We start from the raw sequence: 23,559 nt of genomic DNA, 5'->3' as shown, positions 1-23,559 counted from the left end.
CCGGATTTCGGGTTTTCAGACGACCTCTTCATAGGGTAAGTCGGTTAAGTCAGGACGGCATTGTCGTTTTGTTTGATGCTGTTTTCTTTGCCATAAAAAAAGCAACGGATAAACCGTTGCTTTTTGTTTGACCTGCGAATCTTACAAACTGCCCAACACGATGCGCAACACGCGGCGCAGGGGTTCGGCTGCACCCCACAAGAGCTGGTCGCCGACGGTGAACGCGCTGATGTATTCGCCGCCCATGCCCAGTTTGCGGATGCGTCCGACGGGGACGGACAGCGTGCCGGTTACTTTGGCGGGGGTCAGCTCGTGGATGCTGGCTTCTTTTTCGTTGGGGATGACTTTCACCCAGTCGTTCGCGCCTGCCAAAATCGCTTCGATTTCGGAAACGGGCAGGTCTTTTTTCAGCTTCAGGGTGATGGCTTGGCTGTGGCAGCGCATAGAGCCGATGCGGACGCACAAGCCGTCGATTACGGTCGGATTGTCGCTGCGGCCGAGGATTTTGTTGGTTTCCGCGCCGCCTTTCCATTCTTCTTTGGACTGACCGTTGCCCAAATCTACGTCAATCCACGGAATCAGGCTGCCGGCGAGCGGTACGCCGAAGTTGGCTTTCGGATAGTCTTCGCTGCGCAGGAAATCGGACACTTTGCGGTCGATGTCGAGAATCGCGCTGGAAGGATCGGCAAGCTCGTCCGCTACTTGGGCGTGAATCGCGCCCATGCCGCTGATGAGTTCGCGCATATTTTTCGCGCCCGCACCGGATGCGGCTTGGTAGGTCATGCTGGTCGCCCATTCGACCAAATCGTTTTGGAACAGGCCGCCCAGCGCCATCAGCATCAGGGAGACGGTGCAGTTGCCGCCGATGTAGTTTTTCACGCCGTTTTTGAGGCCGTTGTCGATGACGTTTCGGTTGACCGGGTCGAGGACGATAATCGCGTCGTCTTTCATGCGCAGGGATGACGCCGCGTCAATCCAGTAGCCGTTCCAGCCGCTGTCGCGCAGGGGTTGGAACACGGATTTGGTGTAATCGCCGCCTTGGCAGGTTACGATGATGTCCATTTTCGCCAGCTCGGCAATGTCGTTCGCGTCCAATAATGTTTTAGCCGCCTGACCGAAATCAGGTGCCGCGCCGCCGACGTTGGATGTGGTGAAGAAGAACGCTTCGGGAATATGGGCGAAGTCGTTTTCTTCTTTCATACGCTGCATCAAAACCGAACCGACCATGCCGCGCCAGCCGACGAAACCTACTTTCATGTTGAGCTCCTTAGGGGGAAATTGTTAACAAATTTCTGAATAGGGGAAAAGGAAGAGTTTTAAACCTGTTTGAGGTAAATGTAAAGTTTTTTATGCTGTTTCGGGAGCAAGAGGGAAGGTCGTCTGAAAAATCAGCGTTCCTGCCAAACCGGAATGTTCCGAAAGCAAACCTGATGCAAAGTTGCAGGCTCGCATTCAAGAAGCATCCAAGGTTTCGCAGGAACGCTGAGAGCGATGACGTACCGTTTGCCAGCATTTTGATAACCGAAATGCCGCACTGTTTTTCAGACGACCTTTCGGATCAGTATCGGATATCGACGGTTACCTTATCCTTATATTCGCCCGGGGTGTAGTCGGTGTTTTGGACTTCTGCCGAGATGGTGTGTGTCTGGCTGCTGCCGTCGCCGGTAAACTCTTGCGCCTTGCCCGGAGCAGATGGCTTATTGCCCCAAAAAGGAGCAGTTGCATAGGTACCTTTTCGGAGGCGGTAGGGGACTTTGTCGGTGTTGGCGGGATTGGTGGATTTCATCTCGCCCCTGCCTTCCTGATTGTTGTTGGAAGGAATCAGACCGACGGTGTAGGGCGTGCCGTTGGTGCAGCGGACGCTGAGGTTGCCCGACTGCTTCAGGTTGGTACTGCCTGCGGTGTGTGTGCCGAAGTCGATGTCGTCGGCGGAGATGAATTCGCAGACGGGGCTGGCGTGTGCCTGTACCGTAAAGGGGAAACTGTCGTTGGATGAGTAATATGCACCGCAGTTGGCAGGATGTTGTCCCCAATAAGTCGTATTCCAGTTTAATGAGGCGGATATGCCGTTGAAGACAGCTTCATACGGGCTTCCGTCAGCGTAAGGTGCGGCGGTTTCCTGATGGTTGAGGAGTTTGGCGGTGAGGGTAATTTGACCTGATTTGGTACCGTCGGGACCGATTACCAGCTTCTCCGTCATATAGGGCTTGGCGTTGCTGTTGGGTGCATTGCTACCCCAGACGGTGCCGTCGGGTTTGTAAAGTTGAAATTGCAATGTATTGGTGGGGCGCTTGGGATGCGCAAGCAACCTTGGGGTGTTTTGTGAGGGAGAATTATTGCCGCCATCGATGTTGAAACACAGGCGGGTATGAGTGGTGCTTTTCAGGAAGCTTTTGCATTCATAGTTGATGGTAGCTTGTACTTCAGGAATCTGTCCTTCGAGCAGATTGATGCCTTGGGTAGGCGTACCAAAGGACAAGACGTTGCCACCTGTGCCTGAGATGCTGCTGACAGACGCGGTACATTTCATATAGTTGCCTACCTCTCCATTGTGAGCCCATGTTTGGACAGGCGCAAACATCAGCCATAAGGCTGCGGCGAATATGGTTTTAGGGAGTAGTCGCGAAGTTTGAATGAAACCTGCAGGGTTTATTTTCAGACGACCTCTCTTTATGTTTATCTGCATATGATGTCTCCCAGTTCCGGGATGGAATCCGGATTGTATGTTTCAGGGTAGTCCGCTTCGAAGGTGCAAGTGCCGCCGTTTTCGGGGAGGGTGACGGTGAAGCGGTTTCTACCTTCTTTCATGTTTTCAATATATGTTTTGCCGTCGAAGCCGGTTACGGCTGCCGGTGTGCCGTCTTCGGCAGTAATGCTGCCGCCGCTCGGAAGCAATTGGTTTTGTGCGTCTTTCAGCGTCATGGTGGCGGCGCGGGTGCGCTGTATCTTGAATTCGACGCGCATGCCAGAGCGTTCGGGCGGGGCGATTTCGGCGACGGTGTGTTCAAGCTGAACGTCCAGCGGCAACTCGGCAATATCGACGCTGACGGTGTTTTTTTGGTAGGCGGAGAGGCTGGGGATCAGTGCCAGCCCTTTGCGGTTGGTTTTGCCCACAGGCATGCCGCCTGCGCGGATGGGAACATTCGCCATATCGCCGGTGCTGACGACGGCGAAACTGTCGTTGACTTGGCGGGTGGCGAAGATGCTGCCGCCCATGAGGACGAGGCCGCCCCTCCAGCCTGCGTTCCAGTTGCTGTTGCCGCTTTGGCTGTAAACGTTTGCCCAGCCGTCGCCGTAGGTGTTTTGATGGCGGATGTTGCCGTTAAAGGTATTGCTGCGGCTGCCGTTTGCGTTGTCGTTTTGCTGCCAGCCTATGCCCCAACTGGTGCTGCCCATGCCGCTGCTGGTTTTGTTCAGGGTTGCTTGGTAGCTGTTGTTGTGTTTGTTTCTGCTGATGCCTGCGGAGGTTGAATAGCCGTTGTCGAGGCTGACGGAAAGACCTGCGTGGAAACTCAGTTCTCGCTTGTTGCGGAAGTTTTTATTGGCACCGGCGTAGAGCGAGGTGCGGTTTTTGAAGCTGCGGCTCCAGCCGAACGAGCCTATGCCGTCGGCGGGACTGCCTTCGGTGTGGGAATGGACGTAGGATAGGCTGAATGAGCCGAGTTTGTCGCTGCTCCAGCCTGCAGATGCGGATGCGGAGGTGGCGGGATGGCGTGTGGCTTTGAAAAAGTCTGCGCCGTATGCGGTGTCGCCCAGTTCGGCAAATTGTCCGTTGGTGCGGCTTGCGCCTGCGCTGAGGGAGAGTTTGTCCCATTGGGTACTGAAAAACGCGCTGCCGCGTCGTCCTGTTTTGCCTGCGAAGCGGCTTTCAGCATAGGTAAGATTGAGTTGTCCGAGCGAACCCAATACGGTATCGGCGGCAATGCCCGCCTGACGGTAACCACGCGCGGCTTCGCCGTGAATTTGGGCGGTCAGGGTATTACTGACGCCGTAACGCAACGTACCGGAGGCGGCGGGGTCGGATTGGTATTTTGCGGAACGGATGCCGTAATCGCGGCGGACGTAGCCTGCTTCAAACGACCATTCGTTCAAGCCTTTTGCTAAAAGTCCGTTGCCGCCGTAAAGCGGCATATCGACGACGACGGTGCGCCCCAGTACGTCGGTGGCGACGACTTGGGCGTTGCTGCGGCCGCTGATGGACGGCGGTAGGATGAGTTCGTATTCGCCCGCTTCGACGTCGCGGCTCATTTGTTTGACACCGTCAATATAGAGATCGACCGTGCCGGGTAGGGTGCTTTTACCGAGGTAGGAACGCAGCGGGGTGGTTTGTTTCCACGGGCGGGTGTTGTAAGTGCGGGAGATTTTGATGCCGCCGATGCGCGTACCGCCCCATGAGCCGATTTGTCCGGTCAGGGTGTCGCCCACGGTCAGCGATATGCCTTGTTCGGGCCAGACGGTGCGCCAGTAGGTATCCAGACGGGCGGTGTTGCTGCGGGAGCCGCTTTCTTTGTTGTGGCTTCGGTTGGCAAATTGGGTGTGGTTCAGGTAGCCCCAAGGCGTACTCAGGCGCATTTCACCGAAAACGCCCTGCGTGCCGCTGCCGGAATTGTTACGCGAGATATTGGTGTCGTAGTTCAGAACGGCGGCAAAGCCGGGTTTGGCGATGGCGTAGCGGTTTTCCTGCGGTGCGCCGATTCGGGCGGTTTTCAGGTCGGGCTGCCATTCGAGGGGGGCGGTGAGATCAAGGGTTTGCGCGGCGGCATCGTATTTCACCTGCAAACCGGGGATGGCGGAGAGTTCGAACCATACGCCCGCGCCGGGTGTGGAAGCGCCGTCCTGTATTTCAGGCACGACGCCGTTTTTGCCTGCCTCGGCAGCTTCTGCGTCGGGCAGGGCAATGCCGTAGGCGCGCAGAGATTCGGGGCGCGCATACAGGACGCCGTTACGCGACATGAAGGGTTCGATACCGTCGCGTATGCTGCCGTTGACTTTGACCTGCGGGTAAACGGTCAGCCATGCCTGCTCGTAGGCAGCAGGTGCCGCCTGCGTCAGGATGTCTTGAGCAGGAGAGGGCAGGGCGTAGAAACACAGCATCAACGCGGCACTCAGCCGCGTCAGCCGTATCCTTAGATCATGGGGCGGCAAACCTTACCTCCGTTTGGATCGGCATACCGTTTACCGTGGCATTCAGACGACCTTGGTTCAGAGAGACGGGGGAAACTTCCAATTCGCGTTTCCAAGTATTGCCCGGCAGGACGTAGCCCGCCAGACCGCTTGCCAGCGTCAATGCGTCTTTGGCAGCGGTCGTCTGAAAAGTAATATTGCTCAGTTGCGCATAGGCATTGCCCGTATTTTCGGCAACCAAAACCGTTTTGCCGTTCGCGGTTTTTTCCGCACGCCATTGCAGCTTCGGTTCGGCATTGTTTTGAACGTTGACAAACAGCGGCAGCGAATAGCGCATTACCAACTGAATGCCTTTTTGCGGTTTCGCATTGGGAGCGGGCAGCTCGTCCACGATCAAGCGGTAGGCTTCTTCTGCCTGTTTGTCGGACGGTTTGACACGCATCACGCGGAACTGCTGTTGCGCACCTGCTTCCAGTTTGACCATAGGCGGACTGGCAATGACGGCATCGGTGGGTTCGAGTATCTCGCCACCGTTTGCGTCCTGCGTCCAGCGGAACACGCGCACTTGCGCCGTCAACGGCTCTGTACCCTTATTTCCCAAAGTAAAAATACCCGCCCGCTGTTTGGCGGGCAGGGACAAAGACGTCGGATTGACTTGCAAACCGGCGGCATGGCTTGGTAAAACCGCTGCCGCCGTCAGCATACCGACAAGTGTGCTGATTGCTTTTTGCATGAGTATTTTTTAGTTGTTTTGTTTTGAGGAAGTGACTCAGATTAGTAACTCAGGGTTACTTTGACTTGGTCTTGGTAGGTGTCGATGAATTTGTTTAATTCACCTGCTTTAACAGTTGCATATACAGGGAGTTTGACTGCTTCGGAATCACTTAAACCTTGTCCTGTCAATGAAAGAAGGTCAGTACCTGAATTACCCCAAGGAGTGTTGCTGTTGGTCTCTTGGACTGTTTGATTTATACCTGAGCCGCTTACGACAGGTTTTTGAAGTTGATAGCTGATGGTGTCATTATTTTGTTTTGATGTGCGAGAGATACCCCACATTGTGCCTTCACCATTGTTGCTTGTTACGTTTTGAGGTTCCAAACCTACTGTGAAAAGTGTGTTTTTACTGCAACGGATATTCAGACCAGTAGCCATACCACCAACGTTTTTTTGGGTAATAGCGGTTGAATTTGATGATGCGACACGTGTGCTGAAATCAATGTCCGCTCCAGCCAGACTTGGGTCTTCGGTAGTAATTTTTGTACTATTCAATGCGCTGTTTGTTGTTAGAACTTCGCAAGTGCCGGTCAATTTCAGGTGTACGTTGAAATTGCCTTCTTTAGTTTCGGCCATTGCAGTATTGCCCATCATCATGAGAGAAGCCAGAGCCAGAGAAGTTAAAGTAAAACGTGTTTTCATCGGATTTATCCTTGTATGTGAGTTTAGGTGTGTATTGACACAGTCTCCGTAATATTTCTGTGTAACTGATATACGGCAGGCTTTTATGCCTGAACGGTATATATGACATTATTATGATTTGTGATTATTGTTGCAACTGTTATTGTTTGGTATTTTATAAGTTCCTGTGTTTTTTGTAAATTTTTGTATTATTTTTTGTTGTGTTTTTGCAAAGATTATATTTTATTCGGTATTTAAATTAGATAAGAGGTCGTCTGAAAGCGTTTAAAAGAAGCTTTAGTTTCTTGAAGTTGGCTTTCAGACGACCTTTGCAGATGTTTTGCAATAGACTATTTCGGATAGGGTGGGGTTTGGGAATTAGTGATGGACAATGAAATGGTTTGACAGGTATTGTCGATGATGGGCTTGCCTTGTCTTCGCATCTAAAAAGAATTAAAAATATGCGCCCCTGATGGAGCGCAATATATAAGGTCGTCTGAAAATCTCGATTTGAGGTTTTCAGACGACCTTTGTGTTTCTATCAATCCGTCAGGCGTTTACAGGTTGGGATTGACGATGATTTTGACGGCGGATTCGTTGTTGTGAATCAGACGCTCGAAGCCTTCGGAAATCAGCTCGTCCAGCTTGATGCGCTGGGTGATGAAAGGTTCGAGGTTGATTTTGCCTTCTTCCACCAGTTTGATGGTTTTGGCGTGGTCGTTGCAGTAGGCGATGGTGCCGCGCACGTCCAGCTCTTTCATCACGACGCTGTGGACGTTGATGGTGGCGGGGTGGCTCCATATGGATACGATGACGACTTTCGCAGTCGGGCGGCAGGCTTCAACCATGGTGTCCAGCACTTTATTGACGCTGGTGCATTCGAATGCGACGTCCACGCCTTCGCCGTTGGTCAGTTTTTTCACTTCTTCGACGACATCGACTTCGGACGGGTCGAGGATGTAGTCGGCAACGCCGGATTCACGGGCTTTATCTTTGCGCGCTTTGCTCAATTCGGTGATGATGACTTTGATGCCTTTGGCTTTCAATACAGCGGCAAGCAGCAAACCGATCGGACCTGCGCCACCGACCAATGCGACGTCGCCTGCTTTCGCGCCGCTGCGGACATAAGCGTGATGACCGACGGACAGAGGCTCAATCAAAGCGGCTTGGTCTAGCGGGATTTTGTCGGAAATTGGATGCACCCAGCGGCGTTTGACGGCGATTTTTTCGGCAAGACCGCCACCGCAGCCGCCCAAGCCGATGAAGTTCATGTCTTTGGAGAGGTGGTAGTTGCTGCCTTCGCCGGTCGGTACGTCATCGCGGATGATGTAGGGTTCGACCACGACGTGTTGTCCGACTTTGAGGTCGTCCACGCCTTCGCCGACGGCATAAACCACTCCGGAGAACTCGTGTCCCATCGTTATGGGTGCGGACTCGCCGGAAATCGGGTGCGGATGACCGCAGGGCGGAATGAAAATCGGGCCTTCCATAAATTCGTGCAGGTCGGTACCGCAGATACCGCACCAGGCGACGTTGATGCCGACGGTGCCGGGGGCGACGGTCGGTTCGGGGATGTCTTCGATGCGGATGTCGCCTTTATCGTAAAAACGTGCTGCTTTCATTGTAACGCTCCTTGTTTTGAGGTTGAAAAGAAAGGTCGTCTGAAAGGTAGGACGGCTTTTCAGTAAGGGCGGGAAGGATGTGTGGGATGTGCGACGAGTATATGGTTATTTTAATGCTGCGGCAGGGCGGGTTGTGTAGGATAAGCAACACAGACTGCGCGATATTGCTTTGATATTTTGTTATTTTACTACATTTCGATGTGAATGATGTGTTGGCTTGCGTAAAAACAAAGCGGGGCTTGTTCGTGGTCAAGTTTTGGGCGGAATGGTCTTGAAGTATTCGTCAAAAGTATGTTGTTTGAAGGCGGGATTAACTATATGGATAGTGGGATGGAAATTGTTGACAACGGAGGTATTGATTATTGATTTGTTCAAAATTTTATTGCGAAAAATCTAAAATATTAGAAATTTAAATATATAAAAATAGTAAAAAATTAAATTTTTGAAATAAAATTGCCGTGTGGTTGGCGAAAGACTTGTTTAAAACAGGTAAAGAAGGTAATCTATGCCTCGATTTATCTGAATTTGAAAGCAATAACAATGACCCAACAATACCCTACCGACGATATTAAGATTAGAGAAGTCAAAGAGCTGCTGCCACCGATTGCCCATTTGTACGAGCTGCCGATTTCTGATGAAGCGGCGGGACTGGTACACCGTACACGTCATGAAATCGCCGATTTGGTTCACGGCAAGGACAACCGTCTGCTGGTGATTATCGGTCCGTGTTCCATCCACGACACCAAAGCTGCGTTGGAATACGCCGAACGTTTGTTGGTGTTGCGCAAGAAATATGAAAAAGAATTGCTGATTGTGATGCGCGTGTATTTTGAAAAACCGCGCACGACGGTGGGCTGGAAAGGTCTTATTAACGACCCGCACTTGGACGGTACGTTCGACATCAACTACGGCCTGCGTCAGGCGCGCAGCTTGCTGCTGACGCTGAACAATATGGGCATGCCGGCTTCGACGGAGTTCCTCGACATGATTACGCCGCAATATTACGCGGACTTGATTTCTTGGGGCGCGATTGGCGCGCGGACGACGGAAAGTCAAGTACACCGCGAACTCGCCAGCGGTCTATCTTGTCCGGTCGGTTTCAAAAACGGTACAGACGGCAATCTGAAAATCGCCATCGACGCGATTGGTGCGGCAAGTCATCCGCATCACTTCCTGTCTGTAACCAAAGCAGGGCATTCCGCCATTGTGCATACCAGCGGCAATCCCGACTGCCACGTTATCCTGCGCGGCGGCAAAGAGCCGAATTACAGCACCGAACACGTCAAATCGGCGGCGGAACAATTAATAAAAGTCGGTTTGTCGCCCAAGCTGATGGTCGATTGCAGCCACGCGAACAGCCGTAAAGATTACAGACGGCAGATGGAAGTTGCCCAAGATGTTGCCGCGCAACTCGAAAACGGCGAAGACAACATTATGGGAGTGATGGTTGAAAGCCATTTGGTCGAAGGCAGACAGGACAAGCCCGAAGTTTACGGGCAAAGCATTACCGATGCCTGTATCGGCTGGGACACTACCGAAGAAATGCTCGCGCTTTTGGCTGCGGCAAACCGTAAACGGGTCGCGCCTTAAGCCGGTTTGAGCGGCAAAAAAGAGGTCGTCTGAAAAGGCTGTGTGTGAACAAAAACAGACAGTTTCAGACGACCTTTTGTTTAATTTGTCTGATTTATCGGATTATGGTTTTTTCTAACTGTCCGCCTGTTAAATTATCTTAGTTTAAAATGACTTTACTTATTGGAATAAATATTAATGACTTGGTGTGACATACTTTCGTTACAGAGTTAACCCACAACGGAGAACACACCATGAGCAAGTCTTTCTTGACTAAAACTTTGACCTTGATCGCCATTGCTACTTCTCTGAGTGCATGTGCAGGTATGACCCAAACACAACGCAATACTGCTACTGGCGCGGTATTGGGCGGTGTGGCGGGTAACCTGATCGGCGGCGATACCGGCTCTACTTTGGGCGGCGCTGCATTAGGCGGCGTCATCGGCAGCCAAGTCCACAGACATCGTTAATTTTTAAAACGATAAAAGCCGGTCGAACCTTAAACGGGTTCGGTCGGCTTTTTTTATTTGGCGTGATTGAATCAGAAGAATGCTTGCGAAAGGGTAGGGGTTGATTGGGGTTCAAACTTATTGATTGCTTTGTTTTAAAAAGCTTGGGGGAGTATGAAAGTTTGTGGTCGGGCTAACGCGTCGCCGCGCATTCGCCGTTCTCAAACACCAACACCTTCTCCGGCCAGCGCAATGCTGCCAGCCTGAACTGTTCGGGACGGTATTTTTGCGGGAATTTCCTTGCCCGCCAGCTTGCGCCTATCGAGAAATCGACGCAGAACACGTTGCGCCCCGCCCCGTGCCACACATCTGGCTGCGGCGGCAGCAACAGCCGTTCGGCGGCAACGGTGGCGGGAGTCGGCTGCCAACTGCGCCAATAATGGCCGATAACGACGGGCGTATCATCGCGGTAGTCGTCCCACCACGCGCAACGGGTCGTACCGCGCCAGCGTCCTCCGGCGTAAAACGGCTTGTCCGCCAAACGCTCCACGCCGCTGGTGAGGGCGCGTATCGGATGCAGGCGGCTGCGTTCGAGTTCGTATTGCGCCGTGGCGGGCATGGGTGGCAGCGCATGGTCGGGATTTTCCGCCTGCGGGGCGTAATGCGCCTGTTCGTAGAGGTAGTCGGGATACCAAGAGGCCGTCTGAAGGCGGTGTTTCAACTCGGCATCGAAGCGGCGATATTGCGCGGTCAGGCTTTCGCCTTTTGCTTCTTCGAGGCGTTCGATTTGCGGCGGCAGCCAGGCGGCGTGGACGATGCGCAGGTCTTCGCGCTCCAGCAGCAGCGGCTGTTCGGCAAGCCATGCGCGCAATTCGTTTTTTTCTTTCTCTTCCACACAATGCCACGGCGCGTAATGGGCGTCTTTTTCGGCACGGACATCGAAAAACCAGCCGGAGCCGTCTTTCGGGTCGTCGGCAAGGATGTTCAATTCGTGGTTGCCCAAAACCATCCATGCCCATCCGCGTTCATAAGCCTGTTTGAACCACGACAGCATCGCGGGGCTGTCGGGGCCGCGGTCGCACAAATCGCCGACGAACACCAGCCGCCGCCCGTGCGGATGGAAACCGTCGTCGCGGTAGCCGAGCCGGTGCAGCAGCGATTGGAAGGCGGCAAATTCGCCGTGAACGTCGCCGACGATGTCCAGCGGCGTATCAGGCAGGGATTGGCGGTATCGGTAGGACATGATGGTGGGAGGTCGTCTGAAAAAGTGTGCTGACGGTGTTTTCAGACGACCTCAGGCAGTTTCAAGAAGTTTTCGCGGTAGTAACGCATTTCCTCAATGCTTTCGAGAATATCGTCCAAAGCCTGATGCGAACCGCGTTTCACCACGCCTTTGGCAACAGGCGGATTCCAACGTTTGGCGAGTTCTTTCAAGGTGGACACGTCCAGATTGCGGTAGTGGAAATACGCTTCGAGGCGCGGCATGTATTTGACCATAAAGCGGCGGTCTTGGTGGATGGAGTTGCCGCACATCGGCGTGGCTTTTTCGGGAATCCATTGCGCGATAAAGTCCAGCAGTTTTTGTTCCACTTCGGCTTCGGTCAGTTGCGATTCACGCACGCGCTGCGTCAGCCCCGTGCGGCCGTGGGTGGCGGTGTTCCATGCGTCCATGTTCTCGAGCAGTTCGTCGCTTTGGTGGACGACATAAACTTCGGACTGAGCCAAGACGTTCAAATCGGAGTCGGTGATAATCATGGCGACTTCGATGATGCGTTCGCGTTCGGGATCCAGCCCGGTCATTTCCATATCGAGCCAGCAGAGGTTGCTTGCGTTTTGAGTCATTTCAGACGACCTTTCGTCGGTTTAAAAACAATGGGCGGTATTATAGTGGATTAACTTCAAATCAGGATAAGGCAAAGCGACGGTGTGAATCAAAGGTCGTCTGAAAACCAATGCGGCAGGTTTCATTCGGTTTTTCAGACGACTATTTCATCGGGCAGATTCGTGGGCAAAGCCCACGCTACGGGTGGTCGTGGTTGAGTTTAATTGGATGCAAAACATAAAAAGGTCGTCTGAAACCCGTTTTCAGACGACCTTTTTGCTGTTTACTTCACTTCAGATTCAAATCAGAACAAGCCGTGGATCACTCCGTCTGCGTCCACGTCGATTTTCTCGGCGGCGGGGACTTTGGGCAGACCGGGCATTTTCATCATGTTGCCGCACAGGGCAACGATGAAGCCTGCGCCGGCGGAAACGGTGATGCCGCGCACGGTGATGCGGAAGCCTTCGGGGCAGCCCAAGAGTTTGGCGTTGTCGCTGAGGGAATATTGGGTTTTCGCCATGCAGACGGGCATTTTGTCCAAGCCCAGTTTTTCCAGCGAGGCGATTTCGGCGGATGCTTCCGCGCTGAAATCGACGTCTTCCGCGCCGTACACTTTTTGGGCGATGGCGCGGATTTTGTCTTTGATGCTCAATTCGACATCGTAGGCGAAGCTGAAGTTATTGGGTTGGTTGTCGATGGCGTTGACGACTTTGCGTGCCAAATCTGCGCCGCCCGCGCCGCCTTTGCCCCACACTTCGGTCAGGGAAACTTCGACGCCGTGTTCGGCGCAGGCTTTTTCAATCATTGCCAACTCGGCATCGGAGTCGGACACGAAGCGGTTGATGGCGACGACGACGGGTAGGCCGAAGACGTTTTTCAGGTTGGAAATGTGTTTCAGCAGGTTGGGCAGGCCTTTTGCCAAGGCTTCGAGGTTTTCTTCGCCGAGGTTGGCGCGTTCTACGCCGCCGTTGTATTTCAAGGCGCGGACGGTGGCGACGACGACTGCTGCGTCGGGTTTCAATCCGGCAAGGCGGCATTTGATGTCGCAGAATTTTTCCGCACCCAAATCCGCGCCGAAGCCTGCTTCGGTTACGGCGTAATCGGCAAGGTGTTTCGCCAGTCGGGTGGCGGTAACGGAGTTGCAGCCGTGGGCGATGTTGGCGAAGGGACCGCCGTGTACGAAAGCGGGCGTGCCTTCGATGGTTTGTACCAAGTTGGGCTTGATGGCGTCTTTGAGCAATGCCGCCATCGCGCCGTGGGCTTTCAAATCTTTGGCGTAAACGGGGCTGCCGTCTTTGGCGTAGGCGACGAGGATGTTGCCCAAACGCTCTTTCAAATCGCTGATGTCTTTGGCAAGACAGAATACCGCCATCACTTCGGAGGCGACGGTAATGTCAAAGCCGTCAGGACGCATCACGCCGTCAACAGGTTTGCCCATACCGTCGATGATGTTGCGCAACTGGCGGTCGTTCATATCGACCACGCGCCGCCACAGGACGCGTTTGGGGTCGATGTTCAATTCGTTGCCTTGGTAGATGTGGTTGTCGAGCATGGCGGCGAGCAGGTTGTTCGCCGCACCGATGGCGTGGAAGTCGCCGGTGAAGTGCAGGTTGATGTCTTCCATCGGCAAAACTTGGGCATAGCCGCCGCCCGCCGCGCCGCCCTTGACGCCGAACACAGGCCCCAAAGAAGGTTCGCGCAGGGCGATAACGGCGTCTTTGCCGATGTGGCGCAACGCGTCCGCCAAACCGATGGTCACGGTGGTTTTGCCTTCGCCCGCCGGAGTCGGGTTGATGGCGGTAACCAAAATCAGACGGCCTTGTTTTTGCGGCAGTTTGAACGCCTCGGCAGGATTGATTTTGGCTTTGTAATGGCCGTAGGGTTCGATATTGTCCACGTTCAAACCCAGCTTGGCGGCAATTTCGCCAATCGGACGCATGGTGGAAGATTGGGCGATTTCGGCATCGGTTTTGAAGCTCATGATTTTCCTTTACTGAATGGAGAAGAAAAAGAGGAGGGTCGTCTGAAAGCCCATCGGAAAGACAAACGCTGATGGATTCAAAAGAATATTAGGCATATTATAGCGTTATCTGAGAATGAATCGCAGTGAAAAATTCGATAATTCAACAAAAATACGGTTCATATTGTTGACAATCCACAAGAGAAACGGACAAACATGGGCAGCAACGCATGGCTTTTCTGGGCATTGGCTTCCGCAGGCTTCGCCTCGCTGACGGCGATTTTCGCCAAAATGGGTTTGCAGGGCATCGATTCGGATTTCGCCACCTTCATCCGCACGCTGGTCATCCTCGCCGCGCTGGTCTTGTTCCTGACCTATACCGGCAAATGGCAGGGCGTGAACGGGTTTACCGGTCGCAACTGGACATTCCTGATTCTCTCCGGCCTCGCTACCGGCGCATCTTGGCTCGCCTACTTCAAAGCCCTGCAACTGGGCAACGCCTCGCAAGTCGCCCCCGTCGATAAATTCAGCCTGGTTTTGGTCGCGCTGATGGCGGTGGTCTTTCTGGACGAACGCCCCAGCACGCAGGAATGGGTAGGCTTGGGACTGGTTACGGCGGGCGTGTTGACGTTGGCTTTGAAGCGGTAGGGCTGAATGATTTTTCAGACGACCTTTTAAGCCGAGAGGTCGTCTGAAAATATTGCGTTGCAAAAATAGGGCTGCTGAAGACTTGTTGTCATTTGCGGCGATGGTTTTGTGTATAGTGGATTAACTTTAAACCAGTACGGCGTTGCCTCGCCTTAGCTCAAAGAGAACGATTCTCTAAGGTGCTGAAGCACCAAGTGAATCGGTTCCGTACTATTTGTACTGTCTGCGGCTTCGTCGCCTTGTCCTGATTTTTGTTAATCCACTATAAAATGAATCGAGTCAAACAAAAGGTCGTCTGAAAAACAAAATGTTCAGACGACCTTTTTGTCTGCTCCGTTTTCAACATTCCACAACGCGGACGGAGACGGGGACGGCTTTTTTCTGGAGGGTGATGGCGAGTCCGGCAAGCGAGGTTTCTTTGTAGGTGGACTTCATGTCGCGCCCTGTCTGCAGCATGGTTTGGATGACTTCGTCGAGCGAGACTTTTTTGTCCGTGCCGTCTTCCAGCAGGGCGAGGGTGCCGAGTTTTAGGGCTTTTTCGGCGGCGATGCCGTTGCGTTCGATGCAGGGGATTTGCACCAATCCGCCGACGGGGTCGCAGGTCAGGCCCAAATGGTGTTCCATCGCCATTTCGGCGGCGTTTTCCACTTGTTTGGGCGTGCCGCCGATGACTTCGGCGTATGCACCCGCCGCCATCGAGCAGGCGACGCCGACTTCGCCTTGGCAGCCTACGTCTGCGCCGGAGATGGAGGCGTTGGTTTTGTAGAGGATGCCGATGGCGCCTGCGGTGAGCAGGAAATTTTCGACGCGCTCTTGTGTGGCGTGCGGGTTGAACTTGCGGAAGTAGTGCAGAACGGCGGGGATGATGCCGGCGGCACCGTTGGTTGGGGCGGTCACAACGCGTCCGCCGGCGGCGTTTTCTTCGTTGACTGCCATGGCGTAAACCATCGGCCAAAGTTGGGTGTTGACGATTTCGGTTTCGCGCAGGGCTTTGAGTTTGGCGGCAAGCTGCGGGGCGCGGCGGCGGACGTTCAAGCCGCCGGGTAGTTCGCCGTCCGCTGCCAGCCCGCGTTTGATGCAGCCTTCCATAACGTCGGCAACGCCGGCGACGCGGCGGCGGATTTCGGCTTCGCTGCAACCGACAAGCGCGGCTTCGTTTGCCAATACGGCTTCGGAAATGTCGAGCTGGTTCATGCGGCATTGGGCGAGCAGTTCGGCGCAGCTGGTGTAGGGGTAGGGGACTTGGCGCGTTTGTTCGGCTTGTTGGTCAAACTCTTGATCGGTAACGATAAAGCCGCCGCCGACGGAGTAGTAAATTTGTTCTTTGAGTTTGCCGCCGTCTTTGCCGTAGGCGGTGAAATTCAGCCCGTTCGGGTGTTTAGGCAACACTTGGTCGCCGCGTATGTTCAGGTCGCGGTCGGGGGTGAAGCTGATTTCGCGTCCGTTGAGGCGGAGGATGTGTTGCGTGCGGATGCGTTCGAGACGGTCGGGGATGTCGGCGAGGGGGATGTCGTGTGGCAGGCTGCCTTCCAAGCCGAGCAGAAGGGCGTCGAATGTGCCGTGTCCGCGCCCTGTCAGAGCCAGCGAGCCGTAAATGTCGATGACGATGCGTTCGGTTTGTACGTCCAGCCCTGATTGTTTGAGGTCGTCTGAAAAGGCGGCGGCGGCTTTCATAGGGCCGACGGTGTGGGAGCTGGAAGGACCGATGCCGATTTTGAAAATGTCGAAAATGCTGATCATGATGTGTTTTCCCTGATGTTGGCTAGCGTGCTGATGTTGGCGCAAAAACCGGTCGAGTTGCGTGTCTGCTGTTGTTGGTTTGTCGGGTGTTTTAAGCGATTGAAAGTCTGCGTATTTTAGCCTTTTTTGTCGGACGGATGATGAACAATGCTGCCGTTGCGTACAAGGTCGTCTGAAAGATTCTTCTTCGGCTAATACCACGCACTCTTGCTGTCGCAAAAGTATACGGCATTATCCTGCTTTGCAGGGTGGGCGGATAGTGGGGAAGATGGTTTGTATAGTGGATTAAATTTAAACCAGTACGGCGTTGCCTCGCCTTAGCTCAAAGAGAACGATTCTCTAAGGTGCTGAAGCACCAAGTGAATCGGTTCCGTACTATCTGTACTGTCTGCGGCTTCGTCGCCTTGTCCTGGTTTTTGTTAATCCACTATAACGGATTTGTGTGGTTTGCCGAGCGTAGAAAGAATCGATGAGGTCGTCTGAAACCTTGTTTGTGCTTGAAACAGGGCAAAACAGGGTTTCTGACGACCTTGGTGTATCGGCACGTTGTACGGTTCAGCCTAATGTAAACAATTCGCGCCCGTGGGCTTTCAGCCATTTTTCGGCGGCTTGGGTGTGCGGGGTGAGGCGGTTGACGGTTGCCCAAAATTGCGGGCTGTGGTCGGGGTGGGGCAGGTGGCAGAGTTCGTGGATGCAGATGTAGTCTGCGACGTAATCGGGTGCGCCGATGAGCCGCCAGTTGAGGCGGATGCCGGTGGTGTGGCGGCAGACGCCCCAGAAGGTTTTGGCGTTGGAGAGGGCGGTCGCGGCGGGAATGAGGGCGGTGGCGCGGGCATGGTGTTCGAGGCGCGGCAGCAGGTATTCGCCGGCGCGTTCGTGCAGGAAGCGGCGCAGGTGGGTCAGTTGGGTGGCGGGTTCTTTGTCGGGCAGTAGGATTTCAGACGACCTGATTTGGATGTGGCTGCCGCTGTGGACGGACAGGGTCGTCTGAACACCTTGATACCAAATCCATTCGGGGAGGGTGTCGGCGGATGCGGCGGCGGTCGGGGTTTTGGCGAGGGTGCGGCGCAGCAGGGGTTCGTTGTCGGTCAGCCATTGGGCGAGAAAGCGATGGTTGATAAATGGGGGAACGTTGATACTGACGGTGTCGTGTGATACGGGGCGCAGGATGAGGTTTTTCTTGGCGCTGCGTAGGAGTCGGATTCGGATGGACTGACCGTCAGAAAGGGTGTGGGCGTAGTGTTGGGGCATGGATTGGGCTGGTGTCGAGGAGATGCGTTTTCAGACGACCTTTGCGACGGCAAACGGTCCTTTTCCTTCAATCAGGGGTTGTTGCGTTTCAATCCGTTTTTCGCATTCCGCCATCAATTCGACCTCCGTCCCGCTGCTGTGGGGGATAACGGGGTGGATGACGACGGTGATGGTGCCGGGGTGTTTGAGGAAGGAATTTTTCGGCCAAAATTCGCCGCTGTTGAGGGAGACGGGGACGATGTCCATTTCAAACATTTTCGCCATGCGCGCGCCGCCGAGTTTGTAGCGGCCTTTTTCGCCGGGCGGCAGGCGTGTGCCTTCGGGGAAGATGGTGATCCAGTAGCCTTCGTTTTTGCGCGCCATGCCTTGTTCCATCAGCTGTTTGTTGGCTTCGCGGCTGTTGCTGCGGTCTATGCCTATGGTTTTGACGAGTTTCAGACCCCAGCCGAAAAAGGGGATTTTGAACAGCTCGCGTTTGGCGACGTAAACCTGCGGCGGGAAGATTTCTTGCAGGGCGAGGGTTTCCCAGCCGCTTTGGTGTTTGGCGCAGATGATGGAAGGGCGGTCGGGGATGTTTTCGGCACCGATAAGGTGGTATTTGAGTCCGATGATGTGTTTGAGCGACCAGTTGAGGATGCGTACCCAGATTTGCGCCATTTTGTGCGCGCCGCCTTGGACGGGCAGGGCGAGGAGCATGAAGGGGAAAAGTAAAATCAGGCTGGTGCTGAGGATGAACCAGTAGGTCAGGTTGCGGATGAGGAGCATGTTTTTACCTGTCGGATGGGTCGTCTGAAATCTTGTTCGGGCTTGAAACGGGGCAAAACAGGGTTTCAGACGACCTCGTGTATTTATGGGTTTGCCTGTCCGTCTGCACAATCTTGTGCGGTTTCGTGCATGATGTATTGGGAGAAGGCGAGCAGGTTGTCGAAAATTTGGGTGTTTTCGGGCAATTCTTTTTCCTGTTGCGACAGGGTTTTTTTGCCTTTGCCGGTCAGGACGAGCGCGGTTTTGCCGCCCGCTTCGTGCATGGCTTGCAGATCGCGCAGGCTGTCGCCGACCAGCCAGGTTTCGGCAGGGTTGGCTTTGAAGCGTTCAAGGATGTCGTAAACCATGCCGGGCTTGGGTTTGCGGCAGTCGCAGTTGTCGGCGGCGGTGTGCGGGCAGAACCAGATGCCGTCGATTTCGCCGCCTGCCTGACGCACAAGGCGGTGCATTTTTGCGTGCATTTCGGTCAGGTCTTGGACGGTAAAATATTTGCGTCCAATGCCGGATTGGTTGGTGGCGATGGCGATGTTGTAGCCTGCCTGCGTCAGGAAGGCGATGGCGTCCATGCTGCCTTCGATGGGTATCCATTCGTCTACGGATTTGACGAAGTCGTCGCGGTCTTGGTTGATGACGCCGTCGCGGTCGAGGATGATGAGTTTCACTGTTGCTCTCCGACAGGGGATTCCAAATGGTTTTTCCATTGCTCAAACGCTGCTTGGAAAACGGGTTTGAGGCGTTTGTAGATTTCGGGGGTGTTGGGGACGTGGTAGAAGCCGCCGAGCGACGGGGTATCGAGGGTGCGGACGTAGTCTTCTAAAAATGCACCGTAGCCGTCTTCTTCATTGTCGTAGTAGTAGGAGGTGAATTTCTGCCCTTGTTCGGTGAAGTCGTCGGGCGTAAGCGCGCCGTCCATGTGTTTGAGCAGGAAGCGGCGGCCGCTGGTTCTGCCTTTGAGCATATTGGCGAAATCTTCCGCGCTTTCAGGAGCGGTTTGCCAAACGGGATTCGCCAGCCCTGCCTGCGCCGCCCATATCCAGTACATGCCGATATGCGTGGCGGCGTTCTCGGACGGCAGTCCTTCGGGATATTCTTCGTCTAGGTGGAAGCGGATGTTGTCGTACATGGACGGTTGTGTGCTGTGATTCGGAGGGTGTTTATTGTAACGGAAAACGGGAGAGGTCGTCTGAAATCTGTTTTCAGACGACCTCTTGGGGTAGTTGATTGTCAGCCTTTGAACACGGGAACGAGTTCCATTTGGCTCAATATCTGAGCGGCGATGTTGATGACGCCGAAGAGGAAAACCCAAACCATCAGTCCGAATCCGCCGTAAATCTTGTAGTTTTTACCTGCGCCGAATTTTTGGCGCGAACGGTAGAGCAGCATGGCGGGGATGATGCCAGTCCAAATGGTTGCCGCCAGACCGACGTAGCCGATGGCGGTAACGAAGCCTGTTGGATACAACAGACAGAAAATCAGGGGCGGCAGGAAGGTGAGGGCGGCGGTTTTGGTGCGGCCGGACACGCTGTCGTTCCATTTGAAGATGTCGGCGATGTAGTCAAACAGGCCGAGCGTTACGCCGAGGAAGGAAGTGGCAATCGCCATATAGGAGAAGAGGGTCAACACTTTGTCCATGCTGCCGGTTTGTGTGAACTTGGACAGGGCTTCGATGAGGACGGAGACTTTCCCTTCGGCGGCAATCACGGGGGCGAACTCGCTGCGCGGCAAGTTGCCTTGGATGGCGATTTGCCACAGGACGTAAATCACCAGCGCGACCAACGTACCTGCCCAAATGGATTTGGCGACTTTGCGCGCATCGCCTTTAAAGTATTTGAGCAGGCTGGAGACGTTGCCGTGGAAGCCGAAGGACGTGAGGCAGACGGGTAGGGCGGTAGCGGCGTAAATCCAGTAGCTGGTGCCTGCGGGGGCTTGGGTGTCGAAGAGGACGGGCAGTTTGACATCGGCAATCAGCCCGCCGGTCGCCCAGATGAAAGTCAGCACCATGCCGCCGATGAGGATGGAGGTGAAACGGTCTACCAGGCGGGCGGATGCCCACACGCAGGTGGCGAAAATCAGGAAGAAGGCGAGTTGTCCGACGGTCAGAGGGATGTTTACACCGAACGTGCTGCCCAGCCCTTTGGCGGTCAAGTCACCGCCGACGAAGATGTAGGCGTAGGTGAGCAGGTATAAAACGAAGGCGACGGCGATGCCGTTGATGGCGTTCCAAGTCGGTCCGAGCAGGTCTTTGACCATGGTGTCGAAGCTCGCGCCGTGCGGATAGTGGGTGTTGACTTCCAATATCATCAGACCGCTGGAGAGCATGGAAAACCAAGTGTAGAGCAACACAATCAGCGAGCCTGTAAACCAAACGCCGGAGGTGGCGGTCGGGTTGGCAAGCATACCTGCGCCGATAACCGTACCGGCGATAATCATGGCGCCGCCGAATAGCGACGGGGTTTTGACGGACATGGAATTCTCCTCGGAAAAACAGTCCGCCATTATGCCGTAAAGTGTAAGGATTGGTAAGGAGGTCGTCTGAAAATTGCAGGGGCATGATAGGCAGTAGGGAACTTTTCGGACGGGGCGGCGGCGTGTGGATGAGGACGATTTAATTTTTTGAAAGATAGGGAGAAACTGCGGTTTCTCCTTTTTTTGTCCGATTGGGTTGAAAAAGGGTTTTCAGACGACCTCTTGCTTGAAAATGCTGTATTTACATATTTATACGGCATTTTATGGCTAATTTTTCTCTAATTTTGCCTTCCTAGAATGCGCAACCCTTACAGAGGTCGCATCCGAAACAGGGTGCGATAACAAAAAACATACGACACATCAAGCAGAAAGGAAGCCCGCATGAGCCAATCATACGAAGTCATTTTTGAAAACAACCGCAAATGGCAGGAAACGAAGAGGCAGCAATGCCCCGATTACTTCAAAGACCTCGCCGACGGACAAAATCCCGAATACCTCTACATTGGCTGCTCCGACAGCCGCGTCGCGGCGGAAGAGTTGATGGGTTTTGAACCGGGCGACGTGTTTGTACACCGCAACGTTGCCAACCTTGTTCACGGTTTGGACATGAATGCCGCTTCCGCCATCGAATACGCCGTCTCGCATCTGAAAGTCAAACACATCATCATCTGCGGCCATTACAACTGCGGCGGCATCAAAGCGGCGATGCTGCCCGAAGATTTGGGCGCGATGAATCCGTGGCTGCGCAACATCCGCGACGTGTACCGCCTGCATCAGGAAGAACTGGACGCAATCGAAGACGAACATCTGCGCTACGACCGCTTGGTCGAATTGAACGTACAGGAGCAGTGCCTCAACGTCATCAAAATGGCGTGCGTGCAGGAGCGTTACCTGCTCGACGGCTACCCGATTGTGCACGGCTGGGTCTTCGACCTGCGCACCGGCGGCCTTATCGATTTGAATATCGACTTCAAAAACATCCTCGCCGACATTCAAAAAATCTACGACCTCACCGATTCAGAATGGGTGGTCAACGCGCGTAAGAAAGTGGGTTGATGGCTCGGAGGTCGTCTGAAAATGCAGTTTGGACAAGCATTCTGACTTTTCAGACGACCTTGATTTGCCCCAATCCTATCAAATACAAAAACACACACATCAGGAGTACCCCTCACCATGAAACCCCATCAGAAAAAACAGCCTTTGGGCAGCCTGTTTAAGTCTAATTTCGCTTCCGGACTGGTCGTCTTCCTCGTCGCCCTGCCGTTGTGCCTCGGCATCGCGCTAGCTTCCGGCGCGCCGCCGTTATCCGGTGTATTGGCGGGCATCGTCGGCGGCATCGTCATCGGTTCCCTCAGCACTTCGCACATCAGCGTTTCCGGCCCTGCCGCGGGCTTGGCGGCGATTATCCTTGCCGCGATTACCGAACTCGGTTCGTTCGAGCTGTTTCTGTGCGCGGGTTTAATTGCCGGTGCCATCCAGCTTTTACTCGGCTTTATCCGCGCCGGCAGCCTTGCCGAATACATCCCCGTGTCCGTTATCGAAGGCATGTTGGCGGGCATCGGCGTGATTATCGTCATGAAACAGATTCCGTTTGCCTTGGGCAGCAGCGGCAGCCTCGCCGACCCTGCCGCCCTGTTCGCCGACATCCATACAGGCTCCCTTTTGGTAGCGGGCGTGTCGATGGCCATCCTAATCGTATGGGACAAAATCCCCGCGTTGAAAAACATCAAAGCCCTGCCCGCCGCGCTGGTTGCCGTGGGCGCAGGGATACTGATGAACCAATGGTTTATTGCCAGCGGCAGCAGCCTTGCCATTCCCGCCGGACAACTCGTCCAACTGCCCGTTCCCGACACATGGCGCGAAGCCGCAGGTATGCTCACGCTGCCCAACTTTTCAGGTTTCGGCAACAGCTACGTTTGGATGACCGGCATCACCATCGCCATCGTCGCCTCGATTGAAACCCTGCTCTGCATCGAAGCCGCCGACCGCCTCGACACCCGCCGCCGCATCACCGACACCAACCGCGAATTGCGCGCGCAGGGCGCAGGCAACATCGTCAGCTCGCTTATCGGCGGCCTGCCCATCACCTCCGTCGTCGTGCGCTCGTCCGCCAACGCCAATGCAGGTGCGACGCACAAACTGTCTGCCGTTATCCACGGCGTCCTGTTGCTGGTGTGCGTTTTGGCGATTCCCTTTATCCTCAATATCATCCCCTTGTCCACCCTCGCCGCCGTCTTGCTGCTGGTGGGCTACAAACTGGCGAAACCCGCCACTCTCCTGCATTTCTGGCATAAAGGGTTGTACCAGTTCATCCCCTTCGCCGCCACCCTCGTCGCCGTCGTCGCGCTCGACCTGCTCAAAGGCGTCGGCATCGGGCTGGCCATCAGCATCATCTTCATCCTTCAGGGCAACATGAAACGCGCCTACTACCTCAGCCGCGAAGAACTCGCCGAAGCCGACGAAATCAGCTTGGAACTGGCGGAAGAAGTCTCGTTCCTGAACAAAGCCGCCATCAAGAAAACCCTGAAAAACATCCGTCCGGGTTCGAAAGTAACCATCAACGCCGAACGCTCGTCCTACATCGCCGGCGACGTATTGGAACTGATTGAAGACTTCGCCAACGTCTTTGCCAAGGAAAACGACATAGACGTTGTACTCAAAGGCTTCAAATCCGACTACGACCACGAAGGCCGCGACCACCACAGCCATGTGCGGGTGGGGCATAGCGCGAGTATTTAGAAGTCGGGT

The 23,559-nt window shown here is 54.4% G+C and carries 20 protein-coding genes; 5 read left to right on the top strand and 15 right to left on the bottom strand.

The window, feature by feature from the left end:
• Positions 1-141: 141 nt before the first annotated feature.
• From asd to DBZ16_RS05705, 6 genes are all read right to left on the bottom strand, one after another.
• Positions 142-1,257 carry an aspartate-semialdehyde dehydrogenase gene (gene asd, locus DBZ16_RS05730; RefSeq protein WP_107813274.1) on the bottom strand — a complete coding sequence of 372 codons (1,116 nt, stop codon included), beginning with the start codon at positions 1,255-1,257 and terminating at the stop codon, positions 142-144.
• A 301-nt stretch (positions 1,258-1,558) separates the two neighbouring features.
• Entirely contained in the window at positions 1,559-2,686 is a 1,128-nt protein-coding gene (locus DBZ16_RS05725) for a Csu type fimbrial protein (RefSeq protein ID WP_107813273.1), read from the bottom strand.
• Positions 2,677-5,094, bottom strand: coding sequence for a fimbria/pilus outer membrane usher protein (locus tag DBZ16_RS05720; protein ID WP_107813272.1), 2,418 nt, complete (start codon positions 5,092-5,094; stop codon positions 2,677-2,679). Before DBZ16_RS05720 ends, DBZ16_RS05725 begins: the two co-directional genes overlap by 10 nt.
• A gap of 37 nt (positions 5,095-5,131) precedes the next feature.
• Positions 5,132-5,857 carry a fimbrial biogenesis chaperone gene (locus DBZ16_RS05715; protein WP_107813271.1) on the bottom strand — a complete coding sequence of 242 codons (726 nt, stop codon included), beginning with the start codon at positions 5,855-5,857 and terminating at the stop codon, positions 5,132-5,134.
• Positions 5,858-5,898: 41 nt separating this feature from the next.
• Complete coding sequence (locus DBZ16_RS05710) at positions 5,899-6,540, bottom strand: spore coat protein U domain-containing protein (RefSeq protein WP_107813270.1); 642 nt, start codon at positions 6,538-6,540, stop codon at positions 5,899-5,901.
• A 536-nt stretch (positions 6,541-7,076) separates the two neighbouring features.
• Positions 7,077-8,141, bottom strand: coding sequence for a 2,3-butanediol dehydrogenase (locus DBZ16_RS05705; RefSeq protein WP_107813269.1), 1,065 nt, complete (start codon positions 8,139-8,141; stop codon positions 7,077-7,079).
• Between the two features lie 540 nt (positions 8,142-8,681).
• Between DBZ16_RS05705 and aroG the strand changes: the two genes are divergently transcribed.
• Positions 8,682-9,731: a 3-deoxy-7-phosphoheptulonate synthase AroG gene (gene aroG, locus DBZ16_RS05695; protein WP_107813267.1), complete on the top strand. Its 1,050-nt coding sequence runs from the start codon at positions 8,682-8,684 to the stop codon at positions 9,729-9,731.
• A 233-nt stretch (positions 9,732-9,964) separates the two neighbouring features.
• The gene (locus DBZ16_RS05690; RefSeq protein ID WP_003761681.1) at positions 9,965-10,180 is read left to right on the top strand and encodes a glycine zipper 2TM domain-containing protein; all 216 of its coding nucleotides are present in this window, start codon (positions 9,965-9,967) and stop codon (positions 10,178-10,180) included.
• A 172-nt stretch (positions 10,181-10,352) separates the two neighbouring features.
• Here the strand turns inward: DBZ16_RS05690 and DBZ16_RS05685 are convergent, their stop codons facing one another.
• From DBZ16_RS05685 to DBZ16_RS05670, 3 genes are all read right to left on the bottom strand, one after another.
• Positions 10,353-11,402, bottom strand: a complete 1,050-nt coding sequence (locus tag DBZ16_RS05685) for a metallophosphoesterase (RefSeq protein WP_107813266.1) — start codon at positions 11,400-11,402, stop codon at positions 10,353-10,355.
• A 41-nt stretch (positions 11,403-11,443) separates the two neighbouring features.
• Complete coding sequence (gene orn / locus DBZ16_RS05680) at positions 11,444-12,001, bottom strand: oligoribonuclease (protein WP_107813265.1); 558 nt, start codon at positions 11,999-12,001, stop codon at positions 11,444-11,446.
• Between the two features lie 284 nt (positions 12,002-12,285).
• Entirely contained in the window at positions 12,286-13,962 is a 1,677-nt protein-coding gene (locus tag DBZ16_RS05670) for a formate--tetrahydrofolate ligase (RefSeq protein WP_107813264.1), read from the bottom strand.
• Between the two features lie 195 nt (positions 13,963-14,157).
• Here DBZ16_RS05670 and DBZ16_RS05665 point away from each other — a divergent pair, with 195 nt between their 5' ends.
• A complete protein-coding gene (locus DBZ16_RS05665) occupies positions 14,158-14,589 on the top strand; it encodes an EamA family transporter (protein WP_003776540.1) in 432 nt (143 codons plus the stop codon).
• A gap of 339 nt (positions 14,590-14,928) precedes the next feature.
• Here the strand turns inward: DBZ16_RS05665 and DBZ16_RS05660 are convergent, their stop codons facing one another.
• The 6 genes from DBZ16_RS05660 to DBZ16_RS05630 all read right to left on the bottom strand — a co-directional run bounded on the left by DBZ16_RS05660 (position 14,929) and on the right by DBZ16_RS05630 (position 20,811).
• A complete protein-coding gene (locus tag DBZ16_RS05660) occupies positions 14,929-16,329 on the bottom strand; it encodes an L-serine ammonia-lyase (protein ID WP_049222663.1) in 1,401 nt (466 codons plus the stop codon).
• A gap of 555 nt (positions 16,330-16,884) precedes the next feature.
• Positions 16,885-17,580: a M48 family metallopeptidase gene (locus tag DBZ16_RS05650; RefSeq protein ID WP_107813263.1), complete on the bottom strand. Its 696-nt coding sequence runs from the start codon at positions 17,578-17,580 to the stop codon at positions 16,885-16,887.
• Positions 17,581-17,610: 30 nt separating this feature from the next.
• A complete protein-coding gene (locus DBZ16_RS05645) occupies positions 17,611-18,345 on the bottom strand; it encodes a lysophospholipid acyltransferase family protein (protein WP_107813262.1) in 735 nt (244 codons plus the stop codon).
• Positions 18,346-18,428: 83 nt separating this feature from the next.
• Positions 18,429-19,007: a D-glycero-beta-D-manno-heptose 1,7-bisphosphate 7-phosphatase gene (gmhB, locus tag DBZ16_RS05640; RefSeq protein ID WP_049230207.1), complete on the bottom strand. Its 579-nt coding sequence runs from the start codon at positions 19,005-19,007 to the stop codon at positions 18,429-18,431.
• Positions 19,004-19,468, bottom strand: coding sequence for a cell surface protein (locus DBZ16_RS05635; RefSeq protein WP_107813261.1), 465 nt, complete (start codon positions 19,466-19,468; stop codon positions 19,004-19,006). The genes gmhB and DBZ16_RS05635 overlap by 4 nt, the downstream gene beginning before the upstream one ends.
• Positions 19,469-19,569: 101 nt before the next feature.
• Complete coding sequence (locus DBZ16_RS05630) at positions 19,570-20,811, bottom strand: aromatic amino acid transporter (protein ID WP_107813260.1); 1,242 nt, start codon at positions 20,809-20,811, stop codon at positions 19,570-19,572.
• 381 nt (positions 20,812-21,192) lie between these two features.
• Here DBZ16_RS05630 and DBZ16_RS05625 point away from each other — a divergent pair, with 381 nt between their 5' ends.
• Both DBZ16_RS05625 and DBZ16_RS05620 read left to right on the top strand, forming a co-directional pair.
• A complete protein-coding gene (locus DBZ16_RS05625) occupies positions 21,193-21,867 on the top strand; it encodes a carbonic anhydrase (RefSeq protein ID WP_107813259.1) in 675 nt (224 codons plus the stop codon).
• A gap of 117 nt (positions 21,868-21,984) precedes the next feature.
• On the top strand, positions 21,985-23,550 hold the full coding sequence (locus DBZ16_RS05620; RefSeq protein WP_107813258.1) for a SulP family inorganic anion transporter: 1,566 nt from the start codon (positions 21,985-21,987) through the stop codon (positions 23,548-23,550).
• Positions 23,551-23,559: the final 9 nt, after the last annotated feature.

Source organism: Neisseria sicca (genome assembly GCF_003044565.1).
GTDB lineage: Bacteria > Pseudomonadota > Gammaproteobacteria > Burkholderiales > Neisseriaceae > Neisseria > Neisseria sicca_A.
This window is presented reverse-complemented; position numbering and strand designations above follow the sequence as displayed.

Excerpts from the sequence above, each read along its gene's own strand:
- asd (WP_107813274.1), bottom strand. The coding sequence starts at position 1,257 with ATGAAAGTAGGTTTCGTCGGCTGGCGCGGCATGGTCGGTTCGGTTTTG.
- DBZ16_RS05725 (WP_107813273.1), bottom strand. The coding sequence starts at position 2,686 with ATGCAGATAAACATAAAGAGAGGTCGTCTGAAAATAAACCCTGCAGGT.
- DBZ16_RS05720 (WP_107813272.1), bottom strand. The coding sequence starts at position 5,094 with ATGCTGTGTTTCTACGCCCTGCCCTCTCCTGCTCAAGACATCCTGACG.
- DBZ16_RS05715 (WP_107813271.1), bottom strand. The coding sequence starts at position 5,857 with ATGCAAAAAGCAATCAGCACACTTGTCGGTATGCTGACGGCGGCAGCG.
- DBZ16_RS05710 (WP_107813270.1), bottom strand. The coding sequence starts at position 6,540 with ATGAAAACACGTTTTACTTTAACTTCTCTGGCTCTGGCTTCTCTCATG.
- DBZ16_RS05705 (WP_107813269.1), bottom strand. The coding sequence starts at position 8,141 with ATGAAAGCAGCACGTTTTTACGATAAAGGCGACATCCGCATCGAAGAC.
- aroG (WP_107813267.1), top strand. The coding sequence starts at position 8,682 with ATGACCCAACAATACCCTACCGACGATATTAAGATTAGAGAAGTCAAA.
- DBZ16_RS05690 (WP_003761681.1), top strand. The coding sequence starts at position 9,965 with ATGAGCAAGTCTTTCTTGACTAAAACTTTGACCTTGATCGCCATTGCT.
- DBZ16_RS05685 (WP_107813266.1), bottom strand. The coding sequence starts at position 11,402 with ATGTCCTACCGATACCGCCAATCCCTGCCTGATACGCCGCTGGACATC.
- orn (WP_107813265.1), bottom strand. The coding sequence starts at position 12,001 with ATGACTCAAAACGCAAGCAACCTCTGCTGGCTCGATATGGAAATGACC.
- DBZ16_RS05670 (WP_107813264.1), bottom strand. The coding sequence starts at position 13,962 with ATGAGCTTCAAAACCGATGCCGAAATCGCCCAATCTTCCACCATGCGT.
- DBZ16_RS05665 (WP_003776540.1), top strand. The coding sequence starts at position 14,158 with ATGGGCAGCAACGCATGGCTTTTCTGGGCATTGGCTTCCGCAGGCTTC.
- DBZ16_RS05660 (WP_049222663.1), bottom strand. The coding sequence starts at position 16,329 with ATGATCAGCATTTTCGACATTTTCAAAATCGGCATCGGTCCTTCCAGC.
- DBZ16_RS05650 (WP_107813263.1), bottom strand. The coding sequence starts at position 17,580 with ATGCCCCAACACTACGCCCACACCCTTTCTGACGGTCAGTCCATCCGA.
- DBZ16_RS05645 (WP_107813262.1), bottom strand. The coding sequence starts at position 18,345 with ATGCTCCTCATCCGCAACCTGACCTACTGGTTCATCCTCAGCACCAGC.
- DBZ16_RS05635 (WP_107813261.1), bottom strand. The coding sequence starts at position 19,468 with ATGTACGACAACATCCGCTTCCACCTAGACGAAGAATATCCCGAAGGA.
- DBZ16_RS05630 (WP_107813260.1), bottom strand. The coding sequence starts at position 20,811 with ATGTCCGTCAAAACCCCGTCGCTATTCGGCGGCGCCATGATTATCGCC.
- DBZ16_RS05625 (WP_107813259.1), top strand. The coding sequence starts at position 21,193 with ATGAGCCAATCATACGAAGTCATTTTTGAAAACAACCGCAAATGGCAG.
- DBZ16_RS05620 (WP_107813258.1), top strand. The coding sequence starts at position 21,985 with ATGAAACCCCATCAGAAAAAACAGCCTTTGGGCAGCCTGTTTAAGTCT.